The following is a 26589-nucleotide window of genomic DNA, read 5'->3' on the forward strand; positions in this document are numbered from 1 at the left end:
CGCATGGGTAAGATCGACTGGCAAAGCCGCTGGCAGCAGTCGCCCCTGGCGCAGCGCTGGCAAAGTCTGGCTCAGCGTGAGCAGCATGCGCTGCTGGCACTGGCGGGCTTTTTACTGCTGGTGTTGGGTTACCTGGCGCTCTGGCAACCGGTGCAGCGCCAGGCGCAGGCGGCGCGCGAGGCGTTCATCGAGCAGCGCGCACTGCATGCTTACCTGCAAGCGAATGCGCCACAGGTGCAGCCGGGTAGCGGTAGTACGCAGCGCGTCGATCCGGCCCGTTTGCAGGGGTGGGTCACCAGCAGCGCCGCCGAAGCTGGTCTGCAGATCGAACGCCTGGAGAGCCTGGGCGAGGGCAGTGTGCAACTGAACCTGCAGTCAGCACCGGCTGAGCGGTTACTGGCCTGGCTGCAAACCCTGGAGCGGCAGGGTGTGCAGGTGGCCGAGGCCGCGCTGGAGCGGCGCGAGGGCGGCTTGGTCGGTGCGCGTTTGAGTTTGCAGGCGCTGCCATGAACCCTGGTTGCTGGATTATTTTAGAAAAAACTCAAGCAGGGTATTGACTTAGGTCCGCCCGCCCCTTAAATTGCGCGCCTCGCAAAGCAACGGGTGATTAGCTCAGCCGGGAGAGCATCTGCCTTACAAGCAGAGGGTCGGCGGTTCGATCCCGTCATCACCCACCACCTTTGTGAGATAGGACGAAAGTCCACCGACGCGCAGCGGTAGTTCAGTCGGTTAGAATACCGGCCTGTCACGCCGGGGGTCGCGGGTTCGAGTCCCGTCCGCTGCGCCATATTTTCCATCCCAGGTTTACCGGGGATGAGGTCTACAAGCGGTAACGTAGGCCAGATGAAGCAAGAGTTGTACGGACGCAAGTCCACACCGACACGCAGCGGTAGTTCAGTCGGTTAGAATACCGGCCTGTCACGCCGGGGGTCGCGGGTTCGAGTCCCGTCCGCTGCGCCATATACGAAACCCTCAGATCGCAAGATCTGAGGGTTTTTTATTGCCTGCTGGTTTTGTCATCGCTGTGTCATCCCGGTTTCATTTGCGGCCCGCAGACTGCTGCACACAGGCAAACCGCAGTGGTTTGCCGAGTGTTCTGGAGGCTACGCCATGGATGAGTATCAGGAAGAGCTGCTTGAGCAGCGCGCGCTGGCCGAAGAGCCGAGCGAGCCGCAAGACGATGCGATGGAGCTGTAAGTCGCAGCAGCCTTAAGCGCGCAGGCGCTGGGTGCGGCGAAATTCTCCCGGGGTCTGCTGGTTCCAGCGTTTGAAGGCGCGCTGAAAGGCCTCAGCCGAGGCGAAGCCGAGCAGGTAGGCGATCTCGCCGAAGGCCAGCTCGGTGTCGCGGATATAGGCCATGGCCAGGTCGCGGCGGGTCTCGTTGAGCAGGGTACGAAACTGTGTGCCTTCTTCCGCCAATTTGCGCCGCAGGGTCCAGCTGGGTAGTTGCAGGCGTGCAGCGACTTCCGCCAGGTCTGGCTCGCGGCCGTGCAGCAGCGGGCCGAGTAGCTGGGTAACGCGTTCGCGCAGACTGCGCGTGCGGGTTGCCTGCTCCAGTTCGCGTTCGCAGATATCCAGCAGATGCCGCCAGGTACTCGGGCAGTGCTCCGGGTTGCGCAAGGCCAGGCTGGCCTGATCCAGGCGCAGTTGGTTGTATTCGCAGTCGAACTCCACGGCGCAGGCGAAGTGCGCAGCATGCTCGGCGGCGTAGGGCGGGGCGGCGTACTCGATCTGCACACTCTCCACGGCCAGCGGTTGTTGCGCCACCAGTGCCAGCTGTTGCTGCCAGCCGGCCAGTACCGAGTCGATAACAAAGCGGTTGTAGGCGTTGTACGGGCTGATCGAATAAAAGCGCAGCCAGGCGCCTCGCGCATCTTCATGCAGGCTCGACTGGCCACGGTAGTTGGTCGCGTACAACGGCTCGAAACGGGTCAGGGCGCGGGCTGCTTCGCGTACCGTCGGGGCCTGGGCGACGGTGACGCCGACCAGGCCGATCTGCCCCAGGCGGCTCAGGCGGCCCATGCGCAGGCCCAGGGCTGGGGCGTCGCACAACTGAATGGCGGCATGACCCAGGCGCATATAGCGCGGGATCGACAGGCGCGCGCGGGGCTCGCCCAGGCGCGCGGCATCCAGGCCATATTGCGCTAGCAGCGGTGCGGGGTCGTGTCCGGATTGCGCCACCGCGTCGGCCAGGCTGTGCACGAAACCCACGGAGAGGTCGCCCAGGCGCACCCGCGGGCTGTTCACGTCGCGGGTATCCAGATATTCAGCAGGTGCGAGCCTGGCGCGTCGCTGGCCTGTTCGGCGTTATCGGGGATCAGGTGGATATGCCGGGTCGCGCCGCCAATCGGCCAGTCCAGTTGACCGCGCAGAAACAGCGGCGGGCCGTAGGTCCCTGCTGGCAGGCGCAGGCGGCTTTGCGGGTGGCCGGCGTGCCAGTCGCGCTCGACTTCAAACCACTGCTCGCCCAATCGAACCTGCTGCATGCTGCCCTCATCGCGCCAGGGCCAGGGTTCGCTGTACAGCTCGCCCTGCACCTGGCCCTGGGCGTCGAAAACCAGGCTGAGGTTGCGCAGCGGCCCATCGCCGCTGTGCAGCTCGCCCGCTTGCATATATGGCGCCGGCAACAGCATCGAACCTGCCAGCAGGGTGACGCGGTACTCGCGGGCCAGGCCGGCGAACAGTTGCTGGTAGTCGCGGGCCATCTGCTCGGCCTTCATGCGCAGCAGCGCTTCGTCGAGGCGCTCGGCGTCGAGGTTGAGCAGCAGGGCGCGGGTGGCCAGTACTGGGTTGCCCAGCAGCAGCCAGTCGCGCACCTGCTGGCGGGTGCGGGCCTGGTAGAACTCGGCCTTCTCGCCACGGGCCAGCAGCCAGGTGCCGATATGCTCCGGCAGTGCCACCAGCGTGTCTGGGGTCAGCAAGCCGGCCTGCTGCGCCTGATCGAGTGCGGCGGCCAGCTTGCGGCGTAGCTGGGCGGTACTCTGGAAGTCGGACGGGTACAACTGTGGGCGCACCAGCAGCAGGTTGCCCTGGCTGTTTGCCGGGCGCGGGCTGCTGATGACCTGGGTGCGCAGGTCCGACAGGTAATGGCTGGGCGGCCGACGCTCGGCCCAGATCAGAAAGCTGATCAGGCCAGCGAAGGCGAGTACAAGCAGGGCGATAAGCGAGACGGTACGTTTCATGGGCAACAGGGTAGGGCGTGCACCCAAGCTTGCCAAGCGTCTGCTGTACACCAGGATCAATAAGTTGTCACTTTGGGTCATTGAGGGGGCACAGCCAGCTGCTTATCGTTTCTGCCATACCGACCTGAGTTCATCTGAAACCCAGGCGCTTCCGTGAATTGCCACCGCCTGATGTGGAGATTGTCATGACCGCTGCTCGTTACCCGCACCTGCTCGCCCCGCTGGACCTGGGCTTTACTACCCTGCGCAACCGCACCCTGATGGGCTCCATGCACACCGGTCTGGAGGAGAAGCCGGGTGGCTTCGAGCGCATGGCCGCTTATTTTGCCGAGCGTGCCCGTGGCGGTGTCGGCCTGATGGTCACCGGCGGTATTGGCCCGAACGAGGAGGGCGGCGTGTACAGCGGCGCCGCCAAGCTGACCACGCCCGAGGAAGCCGAGAAGCACCGCATCGTCACCCAGGCGGTGCACGAAGCCGGCGGCAAGATTTGCATGCAGATCCTGCACGCCGGGCGTTATGCCTACAGCCCCAAGTCGGTGGCGCCCAGCGCCATTCAGGCGCCGATCAACCCGTTCAAGCCCCATGAACTGGACGAGGCCGGCATCGAGAAGCAGATCCAGGATTTCGTCACCTGCTCCAGCCTGGCCCAGCAGGCCGGCTACGACGGCGTCGAGGTGATGGGCTCGGAAGGCTACTTCATCAACCAGTTCCTCGCCGCCCACACCAACCAGCGCACCGACCGTTGGGGTGGCAGCTACGAGAACCGCATGCACCTGCCGGTGGAGATCGTCCGTCGCGTGCGCGAGGCGGTCGGGCCGAACTTCATCATCATCTATCGCCTGTCGATGCTCGACTTGGTCGAGGGCGGCAGCACCTGGGATGAGATTGTCACCCTGGCCAAGGCCATCGAAGCGGCGGGTGCGACCCTGATCAACACCGGTATTGGCTGGCACGAGGCGCGTATCCCGACCATCGCCACCAAGGTGCCGCGTGCGGCTTTCACCAAGGTCACCGCCAAGCTGCGGGGCGAGGTGAAGATCCCGCTGATCACCACCAACCGCATCAACACCCCGGAAATCGCCGAGCAGGTGCTGGCCGAAGGCGATGCCGACATGGTCTCCATGGCGCGGCCGTTCCTCGCCGACCCCGAGTTCGTCAACAAGGCCGCCGCCGGGCGCAGTGACGAGATCAATACCTGTATCGGCTGCAACCAGGCGTGCCTGGACCACACCTTCGGTGGCAAGCTGACCAGTTGCCTGGTCAACCCGCGGGCCTGCCACGAGACCGAGCTGAACTACATCCCGACCACCCAGGTGAAGAAGATTGCCGTGGTCGGCGCCGGGCCTGCCGGGCTGGCCAGTGCCACCGTAGCGGCCGAGCGCGGCCATCAGGTGACTCTGTTCGACGGCGCCAGCGAAATCGGCGGGCAGTTCAATATCGCCAAGCGTGTGCCGGGCAAGGAAGAGTTCTTCGAGACCCTGCGCTACTTCAAACGCAAGCTGGAAACCACTGGCGTCGACCTGCGCCTGAACACCCGGGTCACGGTCGAGCAGCTGCTGGCCGGCGGTTTCGACGAGATCATCCTGGCCACCGGCATCGCCCCGCGCACGCCGTCCATCCCCGGCATCGAGCACGCCAAGGTGATCAGCTACCTGGATGCCATTTTGCAGCGCAAGCCGGTGGGTCAGCAGGTGGCAGTGATCGGCGCCGGCGGCATCGGTTTCGACGTGTCGGAGTTCATTACCCATCAGGGCGAGTCCTCCAGCCTGGACCGTGAGGTGTTCTGGAAGGAGTGGGGCATCGACAGCACCCTCCAGGCGCGCGGCGGTGTGGCCGGTGTGCAGGCGCAGCCGCATCCACCAGCCCGTCAGGTGTACCTGTTGCAGCGCAAGAAGAGCAAGGTCGGCGATGGCCTGGGCAAGACCACCGGCTGGATCCACCGCGCCGGGCTGAAGAACAAGCAGGTGCAGATGCTCAACAGCGTCGAGTACCTGAAGATCGACGATGCCGGCCTGCATATCAGCATCGCCGGTGGCGAGCCACAGGTATTGCCGGTGGACACCGTTATCATCTGCGCAGGGCAAGACCCGCTGCGCGAGCTGCAGGACGCCCTGGTCGCCGCCGGGCAGACCGTGCACCTGGCCGGTGGCGCCGATGTGGCCAGCGAGCTGGATGCCAAGCGCGCCATCGACCAGGGCTCGCGCCTGGCCGCTGCGCTCTGATGCAGCGCCGGCCCGCCTGGCGGGCCGGCGTCCCGGTTTTATCGAGCACGAGGAGTTGCGCATGTCCCCTTCATCCCTGTCGCCCGCCGCGGCTGAAACCCTGGCGCACTGGCATCAACTGATCGCCGCTCACGATCTCAGTGGGTTGCCGCCGCTGTTGCATCCCGAGGCGGTCTTCCGTTCACCGATGGCCTTCAAGCCCTATGTCGGTGCGCCGGTGGTGGCGTTGATCCTCGGCACCGTGGTCAAGGTGTTCGAGGACTTCGTCTACCACCGCGAGCTGGTCAGTGCCGACGGCCTGAACGTGGTGTTGGAGTTCAGTGCGCGGGTCGGCGAGCGCGAGCTCAAGGGCATCGACCTGATCCGTTTCGACGAGGCCGGCCTGATTGTCGAGTTCGAGGTGATGGTTCGCCCGCTCAGTGGCCTGCAGGCATTGGGCGCGGAAATGGGCCAGCGCCTGGCGCCGTTGCTCGCGGCCTATCGTGCTTGATCGATCAGCGCAGGGCTGTGCCTGATAGCGGTGGCGCCAGCGTCTGCCAACCGAATCACATTGCTGCGCCCGCGTTTTACCCTAGACTTGCCTGGTCCGGGCACTTGCGCCCGGCTGTGGTGCATTGTGCACCGCACGCGTGCCCTTGGCCGCGTTAGCGTTCCGCACGTTGGCGGGCACCCGTACAGGTCCAGAGGGCGACTGATGAGCATGCAGAACAAGCCGCAGATGGTTGAAGCCGTGATGTTCTTCAGCGAGCGCGGCGTCTGCAAGCAGATGTTCTTCGCCGAGTTCGAGGCGCTGCTCGACGGCGTGGTCAACATGCCGGAATTCGCCGACCAACAGATGCGCGTGGTGTATGCGGTGATCAACCCGCGCTTACAGGTCAAGGCTGCGGTGTTCTTCTTCCTCGATTTCGATGAAAAGGGTGCGCCGGACAGCGGCTGGAATATCCCCCTGCAGCACCTGGCCGACCGCGCCGGGCGCGGCCCGGACCTGGGCGGTGGGCCGATTCGTCTGGCCTGTCGCAGCCAGTGCCCGGTGTCCTGGCACCAGATGCACCTGTGGGACCCCAACCTGGCACCGGGGCAGAACGACCTGGCGCTGCTGCGCGACACGGTCAAGCGCAACAGCCTGGGTCTGCTGGTCGAGGAGGACGGTGGCGCGGCGGTCGAGCCCGCGCGCTTGCAGATGGCTTCGGAGGACAACTGGCACGCACCCGATCCCTCGCGCGAGGTGGCCGAGCGGCTGGCCGCTGAGCTGGAGCAGACGCATCGGGCCAAGACCGCACAACTGATCAAGCAACAGCGCCTGCGCATCAGCAGCCTGAGCCAGCAGCATGAAGACGAGCTGGCCCAGTTCAAGCTCGCCACTGAGCAGCAGCACCAGCAATTGCAGGCCAAGCTGCAGCACCTGCAGCAGGCGTTGCAGCAGCAGGAGGCGCGCAATGCGGCACTCAAGGCGCAGCTGGCGGCCCAGGCCGTCAGCCTGCAGACCACCCGCGAAGACATGACCGAGCAACTGCGTACGCTGGAACGCCACAACCGCACCCAGCAGGACCTGTTGCGTGCTCAGTTCGAGACCGAAACTCAAGCCAGAATCGCCGCCGCAGTGGCCGACCTCAAGGAGCAGGTGGCCATTCGTGATGTCGAGCTGGCCTATCGTAACGAGCAGGAAACCCAGCTGCGTCAGGATATCGAGCGCTATCGCCTGGCGCGTGACGAACTGGCGGCGCAGAGCGGTGACCAGGTGCTCGAGCGCCTGGCGCGTCTGGGCATGGTCTTCGTGGTCTACCATCCCGGCGCCGGCCATCTGACCATCGCCTTGCAGGACGTCGCGCGCTATCAGGACAACCCCATGGCCTATGCGGCGGCCAAGTGTTTTGTCAGCGAGGCGCAGTACCGCCAGTGGCTGACGCACTACCAGCAGCCGGCCTGCGAGGCGCTGCTGCCCAGCGGCGAGCGCTGCGCGATGCCGATCGACCGGGTCGATACGCCGAGCCGCTTTACCCCTGGCGACTCCAATTGCTGCGCCCGACACAAGGCCACCAGCCGTTTGCGTCCCGTCAGCTAGGTGGCGTTGCAGCTCCCCACCTGGCAGCCCCAGGCACCGTTGCAGGCGTTGGCGCTGCCCTGGGCCGAGGCGGCGGGTGTGTCACTCGCGGTACTGCGCCTGGACCTTATCGACCCGCTGATCAGCGGCAACAAATGGTTCAAGCTCGCCCCGCATCTGGCTGTGGCCGCCCAGGCGGGCGCCGAAGGTGTGATCAGCCTGGGCGGCGCCCATTCCAACCACCTGCACGCGCTGGCCGCCGCTGGGCAGCGGTTTGGTTTTGCCACGGTCGGCCTGTTGCGCGGCGAGCCCCAGGACACAGCGACAGTGCGCGACCTGCAGCGTTGGGGCATGCAGCTGCACTGGCTCGGTTATGGCGGCTACCGCGCACGCCATCAGGCGGATTTCTGGGCGCCCTGGCAGGCCCTTTACCCACACTTTGCAACGGTGCCAGAGGGCGGTGGTGGGCTGCTCGGTGCCCAGGGTTGTCAGGTGTTGGTGAGCATGGCCCGCGCGCAACTGCCGGCGTTGGGCTGGGCGGACTATGACGGCTGGTGGCTTGCGGCTGGGACTGGCACCACTCTCGCCGGGCTGGTCCTCGGCGAGGCCGGCGCGCACCCCGTTACGGCGGCGCTGGCGGTGCCGGCCAGTCATGGCGTAGCCCAGCAGGTGGCCGAGGTGCTGCAGCAAGCCGGCCAGGCGGCCCAGGGTTATCGCCTGCTGGAGGCCGCGCGCGGCGGCTTTGCCCGGGTCGATACGGAGCTGGCGGCGTTCACCCTGGCGTGCGAGCAGCACAGCGGCGTACTGCTGGAGCCGGTATACACGGCCAAGGCGCTGCTGGCCCTGCAGGGGCAGATCGAAAGCGCTGCGATACCCGCTGGTAGCCGCCTGATTGTGGTGCACACCGGCGGTTTACAGGGGCGGTCAGCGGCGCTGCAGCAAGTGCCCGGCTACACTGACGAACAATTCGCGGCGGTCGAGCCTTCCCATGAGTGAACCCCTGAGCCTGGAACAGCTGCGTAGCCTGACGCCGCTGAACGTGTTGTCCGAGCAACAGTGGCGTGAGCTGCGCCCGCAACTGGTGCCGCAGCCGCTGCTGGCCGGTCAGGCCTTGTTCCGCCATGGCGACCAGGCGCGCCTGACCTATTTCCTGCTGGCCGGCGAGCTGCTGCTGCGGGCCGAGGATGGCACCACGCAGCACCTGATCGCCGGTAGCGCGGCCAGTTGTCATCCGCTGTCGCCCAGCCTGCCACGCCTGCACGAGGCCCATGCGCTGCGCGATGCCAGCGTGCTGGCAATCGACAGTGCCACGCTCAATCGTCTGCTGACCTGGCGCCTGGCCTATCAGGATTTACTGCTCGAACTCGGCGAGGCCAGTGGCGATGTGGAGTGGCTGGAGCGCCTGCTGGCCAACCTGCTGTTCGCCAAGGTGCCGCCGTCCAACGTGCGGGCGATGCTAGAACGGCTGCAGCCGGTGGCGGTGATGGCCGGCGAGGCGGTGCTGCGCGAAGGCGAGGCGGGGGATTGTTGCTACTTCCTCAAGCGCGGCCGGGCCGAGGTGATTCGCCGCGTCGGCAGCGACGATCAGGTGCTCGCGGAGCTGGAGATCGGCGCCTGTTTTGGCGAGGAAGCGCTGCTGTCTGATAGCCCGCGCAACGCCACTGTCACGCTGATCGAGGACGGCGAGGTGCTGCGCCTGGATCGCCAGGATTTCTTCGCCCTGCTCAAGGCGCCGGTGGTCAATGAGGTGTCACTTGGCGAGGCCTCACGGTTGCTGGCCGGCGGTGCTCAGTGGCTGGATGTGCGGCTGCAGGAGGAGTACCAGCGCGCCCATGCCCTGGAGTCGCTGAACATGCCGCTGCAGTTACTCAGGCTCAAGAGCCGTCTGCTCGACCGCCAGCGCACCTACCTGTGCTATTGCGACAGCGGCAAGCGCAGCCTCAGTGCGGTGTTTCTGCTCTCGCAGCTGGGCTTCGATGCCTACGCCCTGCGCGATGGTCTCGATGCCCTGCCGTCGCTGCAGCGCGATGCCCTGTTGTGCCAGAGCGGTGCCGGTTACCTGGCGCGCTCGGGCGGGCGTACCGAGCGCAGTGGTTAGGCGCTCGTTTCGTTGTACGCCGTGTGGCGGCGAACGAGCGGCGCTGCGCGAATATCGCGAATAAATTCGCTCCTACAGATCGTTCAACCGTTAGTTCATGCATCGTCTTTCAAAAGGCTATGTCCCAAAATCGTGTTGCATCCCGTGCCAGCCATCACGCAGCATCAGGGTGAACGACCGAGCACGCGTAGGAGCCCCGCCTCGGGGCGAATCGATTGCAGCTATTCAGTTATTTCGGTGTTGGCCCTGGCATTCGCCGCGGGGCGCGGGTCTCACAAAAGCATCTTCGCCGTGCAGCACGGTTTTGGGACATTGCCTTTCAAACGCCTGCTGCCGGCCAGTTATCGTCCACCACGAACACCCGTTCGGCTTCCTGCCAACTGCCATCCGCTGCCTGGCTCAGGCGCACGCGCAGTTGTGCCTGGCCGGGGATGTCCGTGAGTGGGTTGTCAGGCAGCCTGTCCAGGCGCGCCGGTGCCAGCCAGGCGGCGCGTGGCAGCACGGCCCAGGGGCCTGGCGGCGCCTGCTCGGCAAAGGCTGGCCAATCCCGGGCATGCAGCCAGCGCCCGCGCAGATGTGCCGGGTGCTGGCCGGCGGGGGCAGGGCAGGCGCTGTCGCGCGGGTAGAACAGATAGCCGGCCAGCCACAGGGCCGACTGAATGGGCGCCTGGGTCAGTTCGGCGAGTACCTGGCGTGCGGCGGATGTGGTCGGCAGCGGTAGCTGGTGGCGGCACAGGTGATCGAGTTTGAGGTCGAGGCGGTCATGCCCGCCCGGGCCGATCCAGTGCGCCGGCTCCGCGCTCTGACTGGGCTGGCCCAGGTACAGCTTGATCGCCAGCTCCAGGTGGTGCACGCCGTCGGCGTCGCGCAGCAGCAAATCCAGCTCGCCCAATGTCTGCCCGGCCGTGCGCACGGGCAGGTTGGCGCCCAGCAGCTCCACCCCCGGCGCGGCCTGCAGGGCGAACTGCCAGAGGTGTTCGTAGTACAGACCCAGGCGGCGTACCGGGCGCCGCGCGAGCCAGGCCTGCAATGGCTGGCTTTCGCGCTCCAGGGCCAGCAGCCAGTCGGCCAGGCGTGCCGGGCAGGTGGCCCAGCTGCTGGCTGTCAGTGGATGGCGCTGCGGCGCCGGTGGCTGAGCGAGCAGGGGCGGGGCGCAGAGCGTCCAGGCGAGGTCGCGCACGGCGGGCTCGCGCAGGCGCAGGGGCAGATCGGTCAGCTCGGCGAAAGGCGTCATGCTGCGAGCATAGCGCGGCTGGTTTGCCGCTGCCGCTGGCTTTCGCCCATAATCGGGCGACTAGAACCAACGTCTTGCGGGAGCACCATGGAGCACTTTCGAAATATCGGCATCATCGGTCGCCTGGGCAGTACCCAGGTGCTCGACACCATTCGCCGGCTGAAGAAATTCCTGCTCGATCGGCACCTGCACGTAATCCTCGAGGACACCATCGCCGAAGTCCTGCCGGGGCATGGTCAGCAGACCTCGTCGCGCAAGATCCTCGGCGAGGTCTGTGACCTGGTGATCGTGGTCGGCGGTGACGGCAGCATGCTCGGTGCGGCGCGCGCCCTGGCCAAGCACAAGGTGCCGGTGCTGGGGATCAACCGCGGCAACCTGGGCTTTCTCACCGACATTCGTCCGGATGAGTTGGAAGCCAAGGTCGCCGAGGTGCTTGAGGGCAACTACCTTACCGAGAACCGCTTTTTGCTGGAGGCCGAAGTGCGTCGGCATGCCGAGGCCATCGGCCAGGGCGATGCGCTCAACGACGTGGTGCTGCATCCCGGCAAGTCCAACCGGATGATCGAGTTCGAGCTGTATATCGAGGGCCAGTTCGTCTGCAGCCAGAAGGCCGATGGCCTGATCGTAGCAACGCCCACGGGCTCCACGGCCTATGCGCTGTCGGCTGGCGGACCGATCATGCATCCCAAACTCGATGCCATGGTGATCGTGCCGATGTACCCGCACACGCTGTCCAGCCGGCCCATCGTGGTCGATGGCAACAGTGAGCTGAAAATTGTCGTGTCCAAGGATCTGCAGCTCTATCCGCAGGTCTCTTGTGATGGGCAGAACCACTTCACTTGCGCGCCGGGTGACACCATCACCGTGCGCAAGAAGCCGCAGAAGCTTTGCCTGATCCACCCGCTGGACCACAACTACTATGAAATCTGTCGTACCAAGCTGGGCTGGGGCAGCCGGCTCGGTGGTGGGAGTGACTGAATTGCACGTCGACCCTGACCGTGGTTATGACCTGATCGGCGACATTCACGGCTGTGCCCAGACCCTGGAGCACCTGCTCGATACCCTCGGCTACCGCCAGCAGGGCGGCGTCTGGCGGCACCCGCGGCGCATGGCGATCTTCCTCGGTGACCTGGTCGACCGTGGCCCGCGCATCCGCGAGGCGCTGCACCTGGTGTATGCCATGGTCGAGGCCGGCCAGGCGCTGTGCATCATGGGCAACCACGAGTACAACGCCCTGGGCTGGACCACGCCGGCCGCGCCCGGCAGCGGCCGCCAGTTCGTGCGCGAGCACACGCCACGACACGCGCGGCTGATTCGCGAAACCCTGGAGCAGTTCGAGGCCTACCCGGGCGAGTGGCGCGAGTTTCTCGACTGGTTCTACGAGCTGCCGCTGTTTCTCGATGCCGGGCGCTTCCGCGTGGTGCATGCCTGCTGGGATGACAGCCTGATCGACCCGCTGCGCGCGCAGTTTGCCGATGGCTGCGTGGACGAAGCCTTTATCCAGGCCTCGGCGGTGCCCGGCAGTTTTGCCTGCACGACCATGGACCGGCTGTTGCGCGGCACCGACATGCGCCTGCCCCACGGGCTGACGTTGACCAGCGAAGACGGCTTCACCCGGGCGCACTTTCGCACCAAGTTCTGGGCCGATAACCCGCAAACCTATGGCGATATTGTGTTTCAGCCCGATGCGCTGCCGGAGCTGGCCGCGCAGACCCCGCTCAGCGAGCTGCAGAAGAATCAGTTGCTGCGCTATGGCCATCACGAGCCGATGCTGTTCGTCGGTCACTACTGGCGGCGTGGACGACCCTCGGCGATCCGTCCGAACCTGGCGTGCCTGGATTACAGCGCGGTGATGTACGGCAAGCTGGTGGCCTATCGACTGGACCAGGAAACCCGCCTGGATGCGGGCAAATTCGTCTGGGTCAATGTCGAGCGGCCGGAGCGTGTGTCATGAATGCTGTTGCCGTATTGCGCCTGCCGTTGCAGGTCGATTTGAGTGGCTTTATCGCCCTGCTGCAGCGCTTGCGCGTGCCGCACCGGGTCAGCGAAGAGGCCGGCGAGCAGGTGCTCTGGGTGCCGAATGCAGCCCTGGGCGAGCAGGTCCGGGTGCTCTATAGCCAGTACCCCGAAGGCGCCAGCGAGGCTCTCTTGCCGGCAGCGCCTGCCGCGCCGCGGCGTAACCTGCTCGGTCAACTGGCGGCCAGCCCGCTGACCGCGGCGATGCTGGTGCTGACCCTGCTGGTGGCGTTGCTGACCTGGGGCGGCGAGAACCTGGCCGCGGTGCGCTGGCTGAGCTTTACCGATTTTCGCCTCGAGGGCGACTACCTGCAGCTGAACTACTTCAGCGCCAGCATGGAGTCAGGCCAGTGGTGGCGCCTGATCACCCCGATGTTGCTGCACTTTGGCGTGCTGCACCTGGCGATGAACAGCCTCTGGTACTGGGAGCTGGGGCGGCGCATCGAGGCGCGCCAGGGCGCCTGGATGCTGTTGGGCCTGACCCTGACGTTCAGCCTGGTGGCCAACATCGCCCAGTATGCAGTGGGCGGGCCGTCCTTGTTCGGTGGGCTGTCCGGGGTGCTCTATGGCCTGCTCGGGCATTGCTGGCTGTTCCAGCGCCTGGCGCCAACACCGGCCTACAAGCTGCCCAAAGGTGTGCTGGTGATGATGCTGGCCTGGCTGCTGATCTGCATGACCGGGGTGTTCGAGCTGCTGCAGTTCGGCGCCATCGCCAACGCCGCCCATGTCGGCGGGCTGGTGGCGGGCTGCATCACCGGTATTGTCGGTGGCCTGCTGGCGCGGCGTTATCAATCGGTGCCATAGCCCCGTGCGGCTCGCCTGGGTGCGGAGCGGGCTGGTAAACTGCCGCCTCGCATTCGGAGGTCGCCATGTCATCCTTTCTCGACGCCATTGAAAACATCACCCCCGAGATTTACCAGAATCTCAAACTCGCCGTGGAAATCGGCAAGTGGCCCGATGGCCGCAAGCTCAGCCAGGAGCAAAAGGAACTGACCCTGCAGGCGCTGATCGCCTGGGAAATCCGTAACCTGCCCGAAGACCAGCGCATCGGCTACATGGGCCCGCAGGAGTGCGCGTCCAAGTCGGGGCCGGTGCCCAACCTGCTGTTCAAGTCCTCGGACACCCTGCACTGATGGCTGAATTAGGCCGTGGCGCCCTGAGCAAGATGGCCGCGCAGTTGGATGCGCCGGTGCAATACAGCTTTCGTCTGGGCGATGAGTTGCTGCCGGTCAACCCGTTGCTCGGCAAAAGCCTGCGCCTGGAGTTTCTCGGTGCGATCCACTGCAGCCATTGCGGTCGCAAGACCAAGACCAGTTTCAGCCAGGGCTATTGCTACCCCTGCATGCAGAAGCTGGCGCAGTGCGATATCTGCATCATGAGCCCCGAGCGCTGCCACTACGACGCCGGCACCTGCCGCGAGCCGAGTTGGGGCGAGCAGTTCTGCATGACCGACCATATCGTCTACCTGGCCAACTCCTCGGGGGTGAAGGTCGGCATCACCCGCGCCACGCAGATTCCCACGCGCTGGATCGACCAGGGCGCGACCCAGGCCGTGCCGATCCTGCGGGTTGCCACGCGCCAGCAATCCGGCTTTGTCGAAGACCTGCTGCGCAGCCAGGTGGCCGACAAGACCAACTGGCGCGCGCTGCTCAAGGGCGATGCGCCGCCAGTCGACCTGCTGGCCGTGCGGGATCAACTGTTCGCCTCCTGTGCCGAGGGCCTTGTCGGCCTGCAGCAGCGCTTTGGCTTGCAGGCCATTCAGACCCTCGACCTGCCGGTGCAAAGCATTAATTATCCGATCGAGGCCTACCCGGCCAAGATCAACAGCTTCAACCTCGACAAGCTACCGCTGGCCGAGGGCACTCTGCTGGGCATCAAGGGTCAGTACCTGATGTTCGACACCGGCGTGATCAACATACGCAAATACACCGCTTATCAGCTGGCCGTCCACGAGATTGCCGCCTGACCACCGCTTGCCGCTACCACGCAGAGGTCCCCATGCGCACCGAACAACCGAAGATGATCTACCTCAAGGATTACCAGGTTCCCGATTACCTGATCGACGAGACGCACCTGACGTTCGAGCTGTTCGAGGACCACAGTCTGGTGCATGCCCAGTTGGTGATGCGCCGCAACCCGCTGTGCAGCGGCGCGCTGCCGGTACTGCAACTCGATGGCCAGCAGCTTGAGCTGCTTTCGGTCGCGCTGGACGGGCAGACCCTGGGCGAGGGCGACTACCAGCTCAGCGACAGCCACCTGAGCCTGCAGCCCACTGCGTCTAGCTTCGTTATCGACACCAGCGTGCGCATCCACCCGGAAAGCAACACCGCGCTGGAAGGGCTGTACAAGTCCGGCAGCATGTTCTGCACCCAATGCGAGGCCGAAGGCTTTCGCAAGATCACCTACTACCTCGACCGCCCGGACGTGATGAGCCGCTTCACCACCACCCTGAGCGCCGAGCAGCATCGCTACCCGGTGCTGCTGTCCAACGGCAACCCGATTGCCAGCGGCCCGGAAGACGGCGGCCGGCACTGGGCGACCTGGGAAGACCCGTTTATGAAACCGGCCTACCTGTTCGCCCTGGTGGCCGGCGACCTGTGGTGCGTGGAAGACAGCTTCACCACCGTCAGCCAGCGCGAAGTGGCGCTGCGCATTTATGTCGAGCCAGAGAACATCGACAAGTGCCAGCACGCCATGGACAGCCTGAAGAAGTCCATGAAATGGGACGAGGAGGCGTACGGGCGCGAGTACGACCTGGACATCTTTATGATCGTCGCGGTCAACGACTTCAACATGGGCGCCATGGAAAACAAGGGCCTGAACATCTTCAACTCCAGCGCCGTGCTGGCCAAGGCAGAAACCGCCACCGACGCTGCGCACCAGCGCGTCGAGGCGATTGTCGCCCACGAATACTTCCATAACTGGTCGGGCAACCGCGTGACCTGCCGCGACTGGTTCCAGCTGTCGCTCAAGGAAGGTTTCACGGTGTTCCGCGACTCGCAGTTCAGCGCCGACATGAACTCGGCCACGGTCAAGCGCATCGAGGACGTGGCCTACCTGCGCACGCACCAGTTTGCCGAAGACGCCGGCCCCATGGCCCACTCGGTGCGCCCGGAAGGCTTTATCGAAATCTCCAACTTCTACACCCTGACCGTGTACGAGAAGGGCGCCGAAGTGGTGCGCATGATCCAGACCCTGGTCGGTGCCGAGGGTTTCCGCAAGGGCTCGGACCTGTACTTCGAGCGCCACGATGGTCAGGCGGTGACCGTCGATGATTTCGTCAAGGCCATGGAAGACGCCAACGGCGTCGAGCTGAGCCAGTTCAAACGCTGGTACAGCCAGGCCGGCACGCCGCGCCTGGCGGTCAGCGAAGCCTATGACGCGGCCACGCGCAGCTACCGCCTGACCTTCCGCCAGAGCTGCCCGGCCACGCCAGGGCAGAGCGAGAAACTGCCGTTCGTGATTCCCGTCGAGCTGGGCCTGCTGGATGCCGAGGGCCGTGCCCTGGCGCTGCGCCTGGAAGGCGAGGCCCAGGCCGGCGCAACCACGCGGGTGTTCTCGATCACCGAGGCCGAGCAGACCCTGACCTTCGTCGATCTCGACGCCCAGCCGCTGCCGTCGCTGCTGCGCGGTTTTTCCGCGCCGGTGAAGCTGAGCTTCCCCTACAGCCGCGACCAGCTGATGTTCCTGATGCAGCACGACAGCGACGGCTTCAACCGCTGGGAAGCCGGCCAGCAACTGGCCGTGCAGGTGCTCCAGGAGCTGATCGGCCAGCACCAGCGTGGCGAGGCGTTGGTACTCGACACGCGCCTGGTCAGCGCCCTGCGCACGGTGCTGGAAAACCCGGCGCTGGACCCGGCCATGGTCGCTGAAATGCTCTCGCTGCCCGGTGAAGGCTACCTCACGGAAATCAGCGAAGTGGCCGATGTCGATGCCATCCACGCTGCCCGCGAGTTCGCCCGCCAGCAGCTTGGCGAAGCCCTGCACGACCTGCTCTGGCAGCGTTATCAGGCTAATCGCGAGCAGTCGCGCAGCACCGCCTATATGGCCGAGGCGACGCATTTCGCCCGTCGCAGCCTGCAGAACATCGCCCTGTCGTACCTGATGCTCAGCGGCAAGCCCGACGTGCTGGCGGCCTGCCTGGAGCAGTTCGAGCACGCCGACAACATGACCGAGCGCATGACCGCCCTGGCCGTGCTGGTCAACTCGCCGTTCGCCGTAGAGAAGGCCGCCGCCCTGGCCAGCTTCGCCGAGCACTTCAAGGACAACCCGCTGGTCATGGACCAGTGGTTCAGCGTGCAGGGGGCCAGTGCCAGCCACGGCACCCTGGCCACCGTGCATGCGCTGATGGAACACCCGGCGTTCACCCTGAAAAACCCGAACAAGGTGCGCGCGTTGATCGGCGCCTTCGCCGGGCAGAACCCGCTCAACTTCCACCGCATCGACGGCAGCGGTTACCGCTTCCTGGCGGATCAGGTGATTATCCTCAACGCGCTGAACCCGCAGATCGCCTCGCGTCTGCTCGGTTCGCTGACCCGCTGGGGCAAGTACGACAGCACCCGTCAGGCGCTGATGACGGCCGAACTGGAGCGGATTCTCGCGTCGGGTGAGCTGTCCAGCGATGTCTATGAGGTGGTCAGCAAAAGCCTCGCCTGAGTTGTTCAGGCGTTCGCAAAGGCTATGTTCCAATTGACTGTTGCAGTCGTGCGCGACTCCCGTAGGAGCGCCGCCCCGGCGCGAAGCTTGTGGGCTATCTCAGAGACCGCTGAATGGCTGCTATTCGCCGCGAGGCGCGGCTCCTACGAGAAGTAGCGACACCGTGCAGCACAGAACTGGGACACAACCTTCTCAAAAGAGTGATCGGTGTCGCACCGGTCGCTCTTTTTTGTGGGCTACAGGTTCGGATTAGCCCAGTGCCGAGCAGCCTTGGCGCCACAGCAGCGCCATCGTAAATAAATTCACCACTCAGTAGCGGCAGACTATTCGTGTCGCGCTAATATTGCGCCCCGGCCGCTCTAAGTCGGCGTTTTTCAGCAAATTCCCCGATTTTTTATACGGCTGTTTGAGCTGGCAACATGGCTGCTATGGCAACGACCCGCTGCCTTCTACCGAGTGTTCGGAGCCGGTGGTGCGCCCGTTGAAAAAAACAAGTCGTCGCAGTACGGCATTCGGTGATCCGCCCATGTGAGGTCACCCCACTATGATCTGTCTCACGGAGTACGTTTCGATGCACATCACATCCCGCATGCGTGGCCTGCTGGTTGCGCCGGCCAAGGCTGGCTTTTCCCTGGCGGGAGTGCTGCTCGCCGCCCAGGCTCAGGGCGTGGAATTCAGTTTTGCCGATAATGAAATCAGCGGTTCCATCGACACCACGCTGTCCTACGGTCAACTGTGGCGGGTGCAGGGGCAGGACGCGCGCAACAACGACATCAACAGCAATGACGGTAACCGCAACTTCGATACCGGCCTGGTCTCCGAGGTGTTCAAGATCACCTCGGACATGGAAGTGACCTACCAGAACTACGGCGCCTTTGTGCGTGGCACAGCGTTCTACGACACCCAGATCATGGACCGGCGCAACGACTACCGGAGCGCCAACGATCCGGCTCAACCGAGCCAGAACACCCCCAACGACAATCGCTTTACCTACGACACCCGGCATACGGCCGGGCGTGATGCGCAGATTCTCGATGCTTATGTGTACGGCAACTGGGATATAGGCGACACGCCGCTGACCGGGCGCCTGGGCCGCCAGGTGTTCAACTGGGGGGAGGGCCTGTTCTACCGCGGTGGCGTCAACACCACCAACCCGGTCGATGCCGCCAAGTTCCGCCTGCCCGGCGCGGAGGTGAAGGAGGTGCTGGTACCGGTGGAGGCGCTGAGTTTCAACATTGGCCTGAGCGATAACCTGTCGCTGGAAACCTTCTACCAGTTCAACTGGAAGGAAACCGCCATCGATCCGGCGGGCACCTTTTTCTCCGAGACCGATCTGTTCGCCGAGGGTGGCAACACCGCTTACACCACCATGGCGGCGCTGGGTGCTGCTGCTTTTCGCACCAACTATGCAGGTCTGAGCGGGCTGGGGGCTGGCGGCTTGACGGGCAGCGATTACCTCGACAGCAACGGGGTGTTCAAGGTCGCCTCTATCGGCTCCGACCTCAATGCCAAGAATGACGGCCAGTTTGGTGTGGCTTTGCGCTATATCGCCGAACAGCTGAACGCCACCGAGTTTGGGTTTTACGTCGTCAATTACCACGCCAAAGAACCGAGCATTTACGCGGACCTCGACGGCTTTTCCGGGCTCAACCTGGATACCATCACCAATGCTGCCAGCGCTGGAGCGATCAGCGATTATGCCTCCTTGCTGGCCGCCGCCTCGGTGAATGCGCCGGATGCCCGTGATCTGCTCGGCCTGGTCAATGGGGCCGCAACGGTCGATACGGCCAATCGCATCACCGCGCGCCGCGAATATGCCGAAGACATTCGCATGTACGGCTTCAGCTTCAATACCACCGTCGGCGAGGCCTCGGTATTTGGCGAGCTGGCCTACCGCCCGAACCTGCCGATTGGTATCGCCACCACCAACGACCTGCTCGGTGACCTGCTGACCCAAGCCCCTGCGCTGGCCTCGGGCCAGGTAACCAATATCGGCGGGCAACAGGTGCAACTGGGCGATGCGATTCACAACTACGAGCGAGTCGAGGCGTTCAACACTTCGCTTGGCACGCTGTATAACTTCGGCCCGGCGCTGTCATTCGACTCGCTGTTTGGCGTGGCCGAACTCGGCTCCGAGCACGTACGCGGCAGCGATCTGCAGTATCAGTCGCGCAATGGCACGCGTTATTACTCCAGCCGCGCCAATAACTCCTATATCAATGGTTACGACCGCGACGACCAGATCAACAAGAACGCCTACGGCTACACCCTGGTGCTGTCGGGTACCTGGAACGATGTCTATGCCGGGGTCAACCTGTCGCCGTTCGCGGTGTTCAAGCATGACTTCAAAGGCAACTCGCACCAGACCGGCAACTTTATCGAGGGGCGCAAGGCCCATACCCTCGGTTTGCGCGCCAGCTACTTGAACAGCCTGGAAGCCGAACTGCAGTACACCGCGTTTTACGGCGCCGGGCAGAACAATGCGAGCCGCGATCGCGACAACCTCGGCGTGAACGTCAAGTATTCCTTCTAACCCTGCGCAACCCCGGGTCTGCTTACAAGGCCTGGGACGATGATTCATCACGGAGAACCACGATGTTCAACACGCACACGCTAATCAGCGCCGCTGCAGCCTTGGCGCTCTGCGCCGGTAGCGCTTTTGCCGGCGTTTCGCCGCAGGAAGCCGCCAAACTGGGTAACAGCCTGACGCCTTTCGCCGACGACAAACCGCTGTTCACCATCACTAAAGCCAACCTTGAACAGTACAAGGCCAACCTGACCCCAGGGCAAATCGCCCTGTTCGACACCTACCCCGACAGCTACCAGATGCCGGTCTACCCGTCGCGTCGTTCTGGTTCGGCACCGCAGTGGGTGTATGACAACACCCTGAAAAACGCCAGCAGCGCCAAGCTGCTCGATGGCGGCAACGGCTTCGCCGACGCCTATGGCGGTATCCCGTTCCCGATCCCCAGCAGTGGTGTGGAAGCGTTGTGGAACCACATGGCCCGTTACCGCGGCAGCTATGTCATTCGCCGTGCATCGGAGGTGGCGGTGCAGCGCAACGGCGCGTTTTCCCTGGTGACCTCGCAGCAGGAAGCGCTGTTCAAGTTCTACAACCCCAAGGGTTCCTACGCGGACCTCAACAACATCCTGTTCTATTACCTGTCGTTCACCAAGAGCCCGGCGCGCCTGGCCGGTGGCGCGGTGCTGGTCCACGAGACCCTCGATCAGGTCAAGGAACCGCGCCAGGCCTGGGGCTACAGCGCCGGCCAGCGCCGCGTACGCCGTGCGCCAAACCTGGCGTACGACACACCGATTGCCGCCGCCGATGGCCTGCGTACCGCCGACGACACCGACATGTTCAACGGCGCGCCGGACCGTTACGACTGGCAATTGCTGGGCAAGAAGGAAATCTACATTCCCTACAACAACTACAAGGTCACCAGCCCGGAGGTGAAATACGACGACCTGCTGCAGGTCGGCCACCTCAACCCGGCGCTGACCCGGCATGAGCTGCACCGTGTGTGGGTAGTAGAAGGCACGCTCAAGCCCGGCGCGCGTCATCTCTACTCCAAGCGCACCCTGTACCTCGACGAGGACAGCTGGCAGGCCGCGGTGGTCGATCAGTACGACGGGCGCGGCGAGCTGTGGCGCGTCTCCGTGGCCTACCTGAAAAATTATTACGACCTGCCCACCACCTGGTCAGCCCTCGATGTGTTCCATGATCTGCAGGCTCGCCGTTATCACGTGCAGAACCTGGATAACGAAGAGCCGAACACCATCGACTTCAGCCAGCCGGCACCGGCGGACAGTTATTTCAAACCGGCTGAATTGCGCCGTCGCGGGACACGCTGATAGTGCTGTAGTCTTCGTCCAAGGCCGCTACAGGTGCCCTGCAGTCGTAGCGGCTTTTTCGTATCAATTAGTCGAATAAGGCGTCAATCACGCGGGTTTGCCTTAACAAAACATAACGTCACGCCGATTGTCAGGCCTTTCGAAAGGTCGATAGCATAGGTAGTCCGTTATAGAGCGCCTCTAAAAACGTAGGCGAGGCAGCCAGCACAAGGCAAAAACAAGCGAAAAACGGTCGGAGTCGCGCTCGACTTTACGAGTTGTAAATGAGCATTTGATTCGCTTCGCTCACCCCTTCGGGGCCGTGCTAAAGCACGTTCAGCCTTACGGCTGTGAGCTTGTTTTTAACGCAGTGATGGCAACGCAGGTAGTTTTTAGAGGTGCTCTATTAAGCGGCACCACCTATAACAATAAAGGGGGAAGGTATATGAGTGAGCCCGTCATGCGGCGCACCCAGACCGGTCATGTTGCGCGTCTTCTGACACCGGTATTTAGCGTCCACTCGCCGCTGGCCAAAGCGCTCTCGCTCTGCAGTGTCTTGTCCATACTCGCATTCGGCGCCGTGCCGGTGAGCGCACAAACCACCAGCGATACCGCCAACTATTCCATCGAATCCGCCAAAGCCGTGCACAGCCTGCTGCTGGATGTCGCACTCGCCGGCAAACGCCTGGTTGCCGTGGGCGACCGTGGGCACATTCTGTATTCCGACGATCAGGGCGCCAACTGGACCCAGGCCAAGGTACCGACCCGGCAACTGCTCACCGCAGTTTATTTCGTCGATGCGCAGCACGGCTGGGCCGTTGGCCACGATGCCCAGATCCTCGCGACCAGTGACGCCGGGGAGACCTGGACTCAGCAGTTCAGCGATCTGGAGCGTGAAGAAGGCGCGCCTTTCCTCGATGTCTGGTTCAAGGACCGCAACACCGGCTTCGTGGTCGGCGCCTATGGCGCGCTGTTCACCACCGAAGATGGCGGGCAGACCTGGGAGGATGTCAGCGATCGCCTCGACAGCGAGGACGGTTATCACCTCAACGCCATTGTCGGCGTCGAAGGCTCCGGGCTGTATGCCGTGGGCGAACTGGGCGGCATGTTCCGCTCCGCCGATTGGGGGCTGACCTGGGAAACCATTCAAGGGCCCTACGAGGGTTCGCTGTTTGGTGCTGTCGCCACGGGTGAGCCGGGCGGTCTGCTGGTTTACGGCCTGCGCGGACACCTGTTCCGCTCCAGCGATTTTGGCGACACCTGGGAGCAGATCGAAATCCAGACGCCGGGCAACGGCCCGCTGGAGTTCGGCCTGGCCGACGGCAACCTGCTGGCCAATGGCACCATCGTGGTGGTGGGGCATGGCGGCACGGTACTCAGCAGTACCGACAAGGGCCAGACCTTCAGCCTGGACAATCGCAGTGATCGCATTTCACTGGCCGGGGTTACAGCAACGGATAACGGCAACCTGATACTGGTAGGGCAGGGCGGTGTGCATCTCGCCTCGCTGTCTGGCGCCGATCTGGGCCAACAATAACAAGCCGGGAGCCTTTGCATGAGTAAGCACCAACAACAACCCGCTTCGTTTCTCGAGCGGTTGATCTTCAACAATCGCCCGGCAGTGATTCTGCTCTGCCTGTTGATCAGCGTATTCCTGTTCTACCAGGCCTCGCAGGTTCGCCCGCAGACCAGCTTCGAGAAGATGATTCCGCTGGGCCATCCTTACATCCAGAAGATGCTCGAGCACCGTAACGACCTGGCCAACCTGGGCAACACCGTGCGTATCTCGGTGGAGGCGGTGGAAGGCGATATCTTCACCAAGGAATACATGGAAACCCTGCGTCAGATCAGCGACGAGGCGTTCTATATTTCCGGTGTCGACCGCTCTGGGCTGAAGTCGCTGTGGAGCCCCAGCGTGCGCTGGACCGAAGTGACCGAGGAAGGCTTCGCCGGTGGCGAGGTGATCCCGCAGACCTACGACGGTTCGGCCGAGAGCCTGGAAGAGCTGCGCAACAACGTGCTCAAGTCCGGCCAGGTTGGCCGTCTGGTGGCCAACAACTTCAAGTCGAGCATCGTCGACATTCCGCTGCTCGAAGCCTACCCGGATCCGAACGACCAGGGCACGCTGATCCCCCTCGATTACCAGCAGTTTTCCCACCAGCTGGAAGAAAAGATTCGCGAGAAGTACCAGGCGCAGAATCCCAATGTGAAGGTGCACATCATCGGCTTCGCCAAGAAGGTCGGTGACCTGATCGATGGCCTGATCGGCGTGGCGCTGTTCTTCGCCGTAGCCATCGGCATCACCTTCGTCCTGCTGCTGTGGTTCACCCATTGCGTCAAGAGCACCCTGGCCGTGCTGGTCGCCACCCTGATCGCCGTGGGTTGGCAGTTGGGCATGCTCAATGTGCTGGGCTTTGGCCTGGACCCCTACTCGATGCTGGTGCCGTTTCTGGTGTTCGCCATCGGGATTTCCCACGGGGTGCAGAAGATCAACGGCATCGCCATGGCCTCCGGTGATGCGCCCGATGCCCTGGCTGCGGCGCGTATGGCCTTCCGCCAGTTGTTTATCCCTGGTCTGGTGGCATTGCTGTCCGACGCAGTCGGTTTCGTTACCCTGCTGCTGATCGATATCGGCGTGATCCGCGAGCTGGCCATCGGCGCCTCGGTGGGCGTGGCGGTGATTATCCTGACCAACCTGATCCTGCTGCCGGTGATCATTTCCTATATCGGTATCAGCCAGAAGGCGGTGAAGATCAGCCGCGAAGAAGCTGCTCGTGAGCACCCGTTCTGGCGCTTCCTGTCCAAGTGCGCACACCCGATGGTCGCGCCGATTTCCGTGGTCGTGGCGGTCGTCGCCCTGGCTGGCGGCGTCTGGTACGGGCAGAACCTGAAGATCGGCGACCTTGACCAGGGCGCCCCGGAGCTGCACCCGGATTCACGCTACAACCTGGACAACGACTTCGTCATCCGCAACTACTCGACCAGCTCCGACGTGCTGGTGATCATGGTCAAAACGGCCACCGAGGGTTGCTCGACCTACCCGACCCTGTCAGCCATGGACGAGCTGATGTGGCGGATGGAAAACACCGAAGGGGTGCAGTCGACCATCTCCATGGTCACCGTGTCCAAGCAGGTGATCAAAGGCATGAACGAGGGCAACCTGAAATGGGAAACCCTGTCGCGTAACCAGGACGTGCTGAACAACTCCATCGCCCGTGCGGACGGCCTGTATAACGCCGACTGCTCGGTGGCGCCGGTGCTGGTGTTCCTCAACGACCACAAGGCCGAAACCCTCGAGCGCACCGTGGCAGTGGCCGAAGCCTTCGCCAAGGAGCACAACCGCGAAGGCCTGGAGTTTGTCCTGGCGGCGGGCAACGCCGGTATCGAAGCCGCGACCAACGAAGTGATCGCAGCGTCCGAGACCACCATGCTGATCGCGGTGTACGCGGCGGTGAGCATCATGTGCCTGCTGACGTTCCGCTCGCTGGCGGCAACCCTCTGCGTGATCCTGCCGCTGGTGCTGACCTCGGTACTGGGTAACGCCCTGATGGCCTTTATGGGCATCGGCGTCAAGGTTGCCACCCTGCCGGTGATCGCCCTCGGCGTGGGCATCGGCGTCGACTACGGCATCTACATCTACAGCCGCCTGGAGACCTACCTGCGCCAGGGCCTGTCGCTGCAAGACGCCTACTACGAGACGCTCAAGTCCACCGGTAAGGCCGTGCTGTTTACCGGTGTGTGCCTGGCCATCGGCGTGGCGACCTGGATCTTCTCGGCGATCAAGTTCCAGGCCGACATGGGCCTGATGCTGACCTTTATGTTCCTCTGGAACATGATCGGCGCGATCTGGCTGCTGCCGGCCCTGGCCCGCTTCCTGATCAACCCGGAAAAACTCCGCGCCAAGGGCTAAACCCCGCACCGCAGCACCTAAAACCGCAGCCTAGGCTGCGGTTTTTTATTGCCGTAGGGTGCGCCGCGCGCACCAACTCTTCCCCGAATGCCCACAGGCGCATTTCCTTCAATACCCACTTTGCAGTCGTAGCCTGGGTCGAGCGAAGCGACACCCGGGGAATGTGTATACGCATAAGTTTGCGGATAAATTCGCTCCTATGAAGGTGTCCAGCAACCAATTCATGGTCAGCCTTCAGCGGTGGAGAACGGGGCATCGGAAACTGTGATCTGTTCGCTATTCACTAGCTTGTGCAATATTTAGTTACGAGTAGTATCGATTTTTTGTGGCGTTGTGCCACTGCTATGCATGGACGCAAAAAATGCGGGATGAACCCACACCCTCCGAACCCTCCCAACGGCTCGACACCGGCCTGGCCTGTCTGGTCATGCTGGCCCGCTTTCACAACGTCGCCGCCTCTGCTGAACAACTCGCCCATGAGTACGCCGAAGACGGCCGCACCTTTGGCAAGGTCGAGCTGCTGCTGGCGGCGAAAAAGCTCGGCCTCAAGGCCAAGTCTGCCCGCAGCTCGCTGGGGCGGCTGAGCCAAACCCCGCTGCCGGCGATTGCCTGCGACCAAGACGGCCGCTTCTTTATCATCGCGCGCCTGGACGATGACAAGGCGCTGATTCACGACCCCGCCGCCCAGCGCCCTGAAGTCCTAAGCCATGAAGCGCTGCAGCAGCGCTGGAGCGGCGAGCTGATATTGATTCGCTCCGAGGCCTCGGTCGCCGGCGAGCTGTCCAGGTTCGACTTCACCTGGTTTATCCCCGCCATCGTCAAGTACCGCAAGCTGCTGGGCGAAGTGCTGCTGGTGTCCTTTGTGCTGCAGATATTTGCCCTGCTGACGCCGCTGTTCTTCCAGGTGGTAATGGACAAGGTCCTGGTTCATCGCGGCCTGAGCACCCTGGATGTGATCGCCATCGGCCTGCTGGGCATCATGATTTTCGAGACCCTGCTGTCGGGCCTGCGCAGCTATGTGTTTGCTCATACGGCGAGCCGCATCGATGTCGAGCTTGGCTCGCGGCTGTTTCGCCATCTGGTCACCTTGCCATTGGCTTATTTCCAGGCCCGGCGCGTGGGCGACTCGGTGGCGCGGGTCCGTGAGCTGGAGAATATCCGCAGCTTCCTGACCGGTAACGCCATCACCCTGCTGCTGGATGTGCTGTTCTCCGTGGTGTTTATCGCCGTGATGTTTATGTACAGCGGCTGGCTGACCCTGGTGGTGATCCTGTCGCTGCCGCTGTACTTCATCGTTTCCCTGCTGATTACCCCGGTGCTGCGCGCGCGCCTTAACGAGAGCTTTGCCCGTGGCGCAGAGAACCAGGCGTTTCTGGTGGAGACGGTCAACGGCATC

The 26589-nt window shown here is 63.7% G+C and carries 20 protein-coding genes and 3 tRNA genes; 20 read left to right on the forward strand and 3 right to left on the reverse strand.

Features of this window, described 5'->3' with window-relative positions; genetic code table 11:
* Positions 1-3 precede the first annotated feature (3 nt).
* From gspM to BMW49_RS23030, 4 genes are all read left to right on the forward strand, one after another.
* Positions 4-510 carry a type II secretion system protein GspM gene (gspM, locus tag BMW49_RS23015; protein WP_341864820.1) on the forward strand — a complete coding sequence of 169 codons (507 nt, stop codon included), beginning with the start codon at positions 4-6 and terminating at the stop codon, positions 508-510.
* Between the two features lie 91 nt (positions 511-601).
* Positions 602-677, forward strand: a tRNA-Val gene (locus BMW49_RS23020).
* A 33-nt stretch (positions 678-710) separates the two neighbouring features.
* Positions 711-787, forward strand: a tRNA-Asp gene (locus BMW49_RS23025).
* Positions 788-883: 96 nt separating this feature from the next.
* Positions 884-960: transfer RNA gene (locus BMW49_RS23030), tRNA-Asp, on the forward strand.
* A 249-nt stretch (positions 961-1209) separates the two neighbouring features.
* Here BMW49_RS23030 and BMW49_RS23035 read toward each other — a convergent pair.
* Both BMW49_RS23035 and BMW49_RS23040 read right to left on the reverse strand, forming a co-directional pair.
* A complete protein-coding gene (locus BMW49_RS23035; RefSeq protein ID WP_069521718.1) occupies positions 1210-2247 on the reverse strand; it encodes an AraC family transcriptional regulator in 1038 nt (345 codons plus the stop codon).
* Entirely contained in the window at positions 2244-3182 is a 939-nt protein-coding gene (locus BMW49_RS23040; RefSeq protein ID WP_069521754.1) for a carbon-nitrogen hydrolase family protein, read from the reverse strand. Before BMW49_RS23040 ends, BMW49_RS23035 begins: the two co-directional genes overlap by 4 nt.
* A 185-nt stretch (positions 3183-3367) precedes the next feature.
* Between BMW49_RS23040 and BMW49_RS23045 the strand changes: the two genes are divergently transcribed.
* The 5 genes from BMW49_RS23045 (at position 3368) to BMW49_RS23065 (ending at position 9543) form a co-directional block, all read left to right on the forward strand.
* Positions 3368-5404 (forward strand): NADPH-dependent 2,4-dienoyl-CoA reductase, encoded by a 2037-nt coding sequence (locus BMW49_RS23045; RefSeq protein ID WP_069521716.1) that lies wholly within the window; start codon positions 3368-3370, stop codon positions 5402-5404.
* A 61-nt stretch (positions 5405-5465) separates the two neighbouring features.
* Positions 5466-5894 (forward strand): nuclear transport factor 2 family protein, encoded by a 429-nt coding sequence (locus BMW49_RS23050; protein WP_069521714.1) that lies wholly within the window; start codon positions 5466-5468, stop codon positions 5892-5894.
* 204 nt (positions 5895-6098) lie between these two features.
* Entirely contained in the window at positions 6099-7466 is a 1368-nt protein-coding gene (locus BMW49_RS23055; protein WP_069521712.1) for a chromosome partitioning protein ParA, read from the forward strand.
* Entirely contained in the window at positions 7467-8441 is a 975-nt protein-coding gene (locus BMW49_RS23060) for a 1-aminocyclopropane-1-carboxylate deaminase/D-cysteine desulfhydrase (RefSeq protein WP_069521709.1), read from the forward strand.
* Positions 8434-9543 (forward strand): cyclic nucleotide-binding domain-containing protein, encoded by a 1110-nt coding sequence (locus BMW49_RS23065; protein WP_069521708.1) that lies wholly within the window; start codon positions 8434-8436, stop codon positions 9541-9543. The genes BMW49_RS23060 and BMW49_RS23065 overlap by 8 nt, the downstream gene beginning before the upstream one ends.
* Positions 9544-9862: 319 nt before the next feature.
* Here the strand turns inward: BMW49_RS23065 and BMW49_RS23070 are convergent, their stop codons facing one another.
* Positions 9863-10777 carry a DUF1853 family protein gene (locus tag BMW49_RS23070; RefSeq protein WP_069521706.1) on the reverse strand — a complete coding sequence of 305 codons (915 nt, stop codon included), beginning with the start codon at positions 10775-10777 and terminating at the stop codon, positions 9863-9865.
* Positions 10778-10864: 87 nt separating this feature from the next.
* Between BMW49_RS23070 and BMW49_RS23075 the strand changes: the two genes are divergently transcribed.
* From BMW49_RS23075 to BMW49_RS23125, 11 genes are all read left to right on the forward strand, one after another.
* Positions 10865-11755, forward strand: a complete 891-nt coding sequence (locus tag BMW49_RS23075; RefSeq protein ID WP_069521704.1) for an NAD(+) kinase — start codon at positions 10865-10867, stop codon at positions 11753-11755.
* 1 nt (position 11756) lies between these two features.
* Positions 11757-12731: a metallophosphoesterase gene (locus BMW49_RS23080; RefSeq protein WP_069521702.1), complete on the forward strand. Its 975-nt coding sequence runs from the start codon at positions 11757-11759 to the stop codon at positions 12729-12731.
* A complete protein-coding gene (locus BMW49_RS23085; RefSeq protein ID WP_069521700.1) occupies positions 12728-13597 on the forward strand; it encodes a rhomboid family intramembrane serine protease in 870 nt (289 codons plus the stop codon). The genes BMW49_RS23080 and BMW49_RS23085 overlap by 4 nt, the downstream gene beginning before the upstream one ends.
* Before the next feature lie 65 nt (positions 13598-13662).
* Positions 13663-13926, forward strand: a complete 264-nt coding sequence (locus BMW49_RS23090) for a YeaC family protein (protein WP_069521698.1) — start codon at positions 13663-13665, stop codon at positions 13924-13926.
* Complete coding sequence (locus BMW49_RS23095) at positions 13926-14759, forward strand: DUF2797 domain-containing protein (protein WP_069521696.1); 834 nt, start codon at positions 13926-13928, stop codon at positions 14757-14759. Before BMW49_RS23090 ends, BMW49_RS23095 begins: the two co-directional genes overlap by 1 nt.
* Positions 14760-14791: 32 nt before the next feature.
* Entirely contained in the window at positions 14792-17449 is a 2658-nt protein-coding gene (gene pepN, locus BMW49_RS23100) for an aminopeptidase N (RefSeq protein ID WP_069521694.1), read from the forward strand.
* Between the two features lie 571 nt (positions 17450-18020).
* Entirely contained in the window at positions 18021-19982 is a 1962-nt protein-coding gene (locus tag BMW49_RS23105) for a DUF1302 domain-containing protein (protein ID WP_069521693.1), read from the forward strand.
* A gap of 62 nt (positions 19983-20044) precedes the next feature.
* Positions 20045-21304, forward strand: coding sequence for a DUF1329 domain-containing protein (locus BMW49_RS23110; protein WP_069521692.1), 1260 nt, complete (start codon positions 20045-20047; stop codon positions 21302-21304).
* 424 nt (positions 21305-21728) lie between these two features.
* A complete protein-coding gene (locus BMW49_RS23115; protein ID WP_371850898.1) occupies positions 21729-22820 on the forward strand; it encodes a WD40/YVTN/BNR-like repeat-containing protein in 1092 nt (363 codons plus the stop codon).
* Between the two features lie 18 nt (positions 22821-22838).
* The gene (locus tag BMW49_RS23120) at positions 22839-25193 is read left to right on the forward strand and encodes an efflux RND transporter permease subunit (RefSeq protein WP_069521687.1); all 2355 of its coding nucleotides are present in this window, start codon (positions 22839-22841) and stop codon (positions 25191-25193) included.
* Positions 25194-25554: 361 nt separating this feature from the next.
* Positions 25555-26589 (forward strand): ABC transporter transmembrane domain-containing protein (locus BMW49_RS23125; protein WP_244168400.1); only part of this gene is annotated, 1035 nt, incomplete at its 3' end.

Source organism: Pseudomonas cuatrocienegasensis, from assembly GCF_900110925.1.
Classification (GTDB): Bacteria; Pseudomonadota; Gammaproteobacteria; order Pseudomonadales; family Pseudomonadaceae; genus Aquipseudomonas; species Aquipseudomonas cuatrocienegasensis.

Excerpts from the sequence above, each read along its gene's own strand:
- gspM (WP_341864820.1), top strand. The coding sequence starts at position 4 with ATGGGTAAGATCGACTGGCAAAGCCGCTGGCAGCAGTCGCCCCTGGCG.
- BMW49_RS23040 (WP_069521754.1), bottom strand. The coding sequence starts at position 3,182 with ATGAAACGTACCGTCTCGCTTATCGCCCTGCTTGTACTCGCCTTCGCT.
- BMW49_RS23045 (WP_069521716.1), top strand. The coding sequence starts at position 3,368 with ATGACCGCTGCTCGTTACCCGCACCTGCTCGCCCCGCTGGACCTGGGC.
- BMW49_RS23050 (WP_069521714.1), top strand. The coding sequence starts at position 5,466 with ATGTCCCCTTCATCCCTGTCGCCCGCCGCGGCTGAAACCCTGGCGCAC.
- BMW49_RS23055 (WP_069521712.1), top strand. The coding sequence starts at position 6,099 with ATGAGCATGCAGAACAAGCCGCAGATGGTTGAAGCCGTGATGTTCTTC.
- BMW49_RS23065 (WP_069521708.1), top strand. The coding sequence starts at position 8,434 with ATGAGTGAACCCCTGAGCCTGGAACAGCTGCGTAGCCTGACGCCGCTG.
- BMW49_RS23070 (WP_069521706.1), bottom strand. The coding sequence starts at position 10,777 with ATGACGCCTTTCGCCGAGCTGACCGATCTGCCCCTGCGCCTGCGCGAG.
- BMW49_RS23075 (WP_069521704.1), top strand. The coding sequence starts at position 10,865 with ATGGAGCACTTTCGAAATATCGGCATCATCGGTCGCCTGGGCAGTACC.
- BMW49_RS23085 (WP_069521700.1), top strand. The coding sequence starts at position 12,728 with ATGAATGCTGTTGCCGTATTGCGCCTGCCGTTGCAGGTCGATTTGAGT.
- BMW49_RS23090 (WP_069521698.1), top strand. The coding sequence starts at position 13,663 with ATGTCATCCTTTCTCGACGCCATTGAAAACATCACCCCCGAGATTTAC.
- BMW49_RS23095 (WP_069521696.1), top strand. The coding sequence starts at position 13,926 with ATGGCTGAATTAGGCCGTGGCGCCCTGAGCAAGATGGCCGCGCAGTTG.
- pepN (WP_069521694.1), top strand. The coding sequence starts at position 14,792 with ATGCGCACCGAACAACCGAAGATGATCTACCTCAAGGATTACCAGGTT.
- BMW49_RS23105 (WP_069521693.1), top strand. The coding sequence starts at position 18,021 with ATGCACATCACATCCCGCATGCGTGGCCTGCTGGTTGCGCCGGCCAAG.
- BMW49_RS23110 (WP_069521692.1), top strand. The coding sequence starts at position 20,045 with ATGTTCAACACGCACACGCTAATCAGCGCCGCTGCAGCCTTGGCGCTC.
- BMW49_RS23115 (WP_371850898.1), top strand. The coding sequence starts at position 21,729 with ATGAGTGAGCCCGTCATGCGGCGCACCCAGACCGGTCATGTTGCGCGT.
- BMW49_RS23120 (WP_069521687.1), top strand. The coding sequence starts at position 22,839 with ATGAGTAAGCACCAACAACAACCCGCTTCGTTTCTCGAGCGGTTGATC.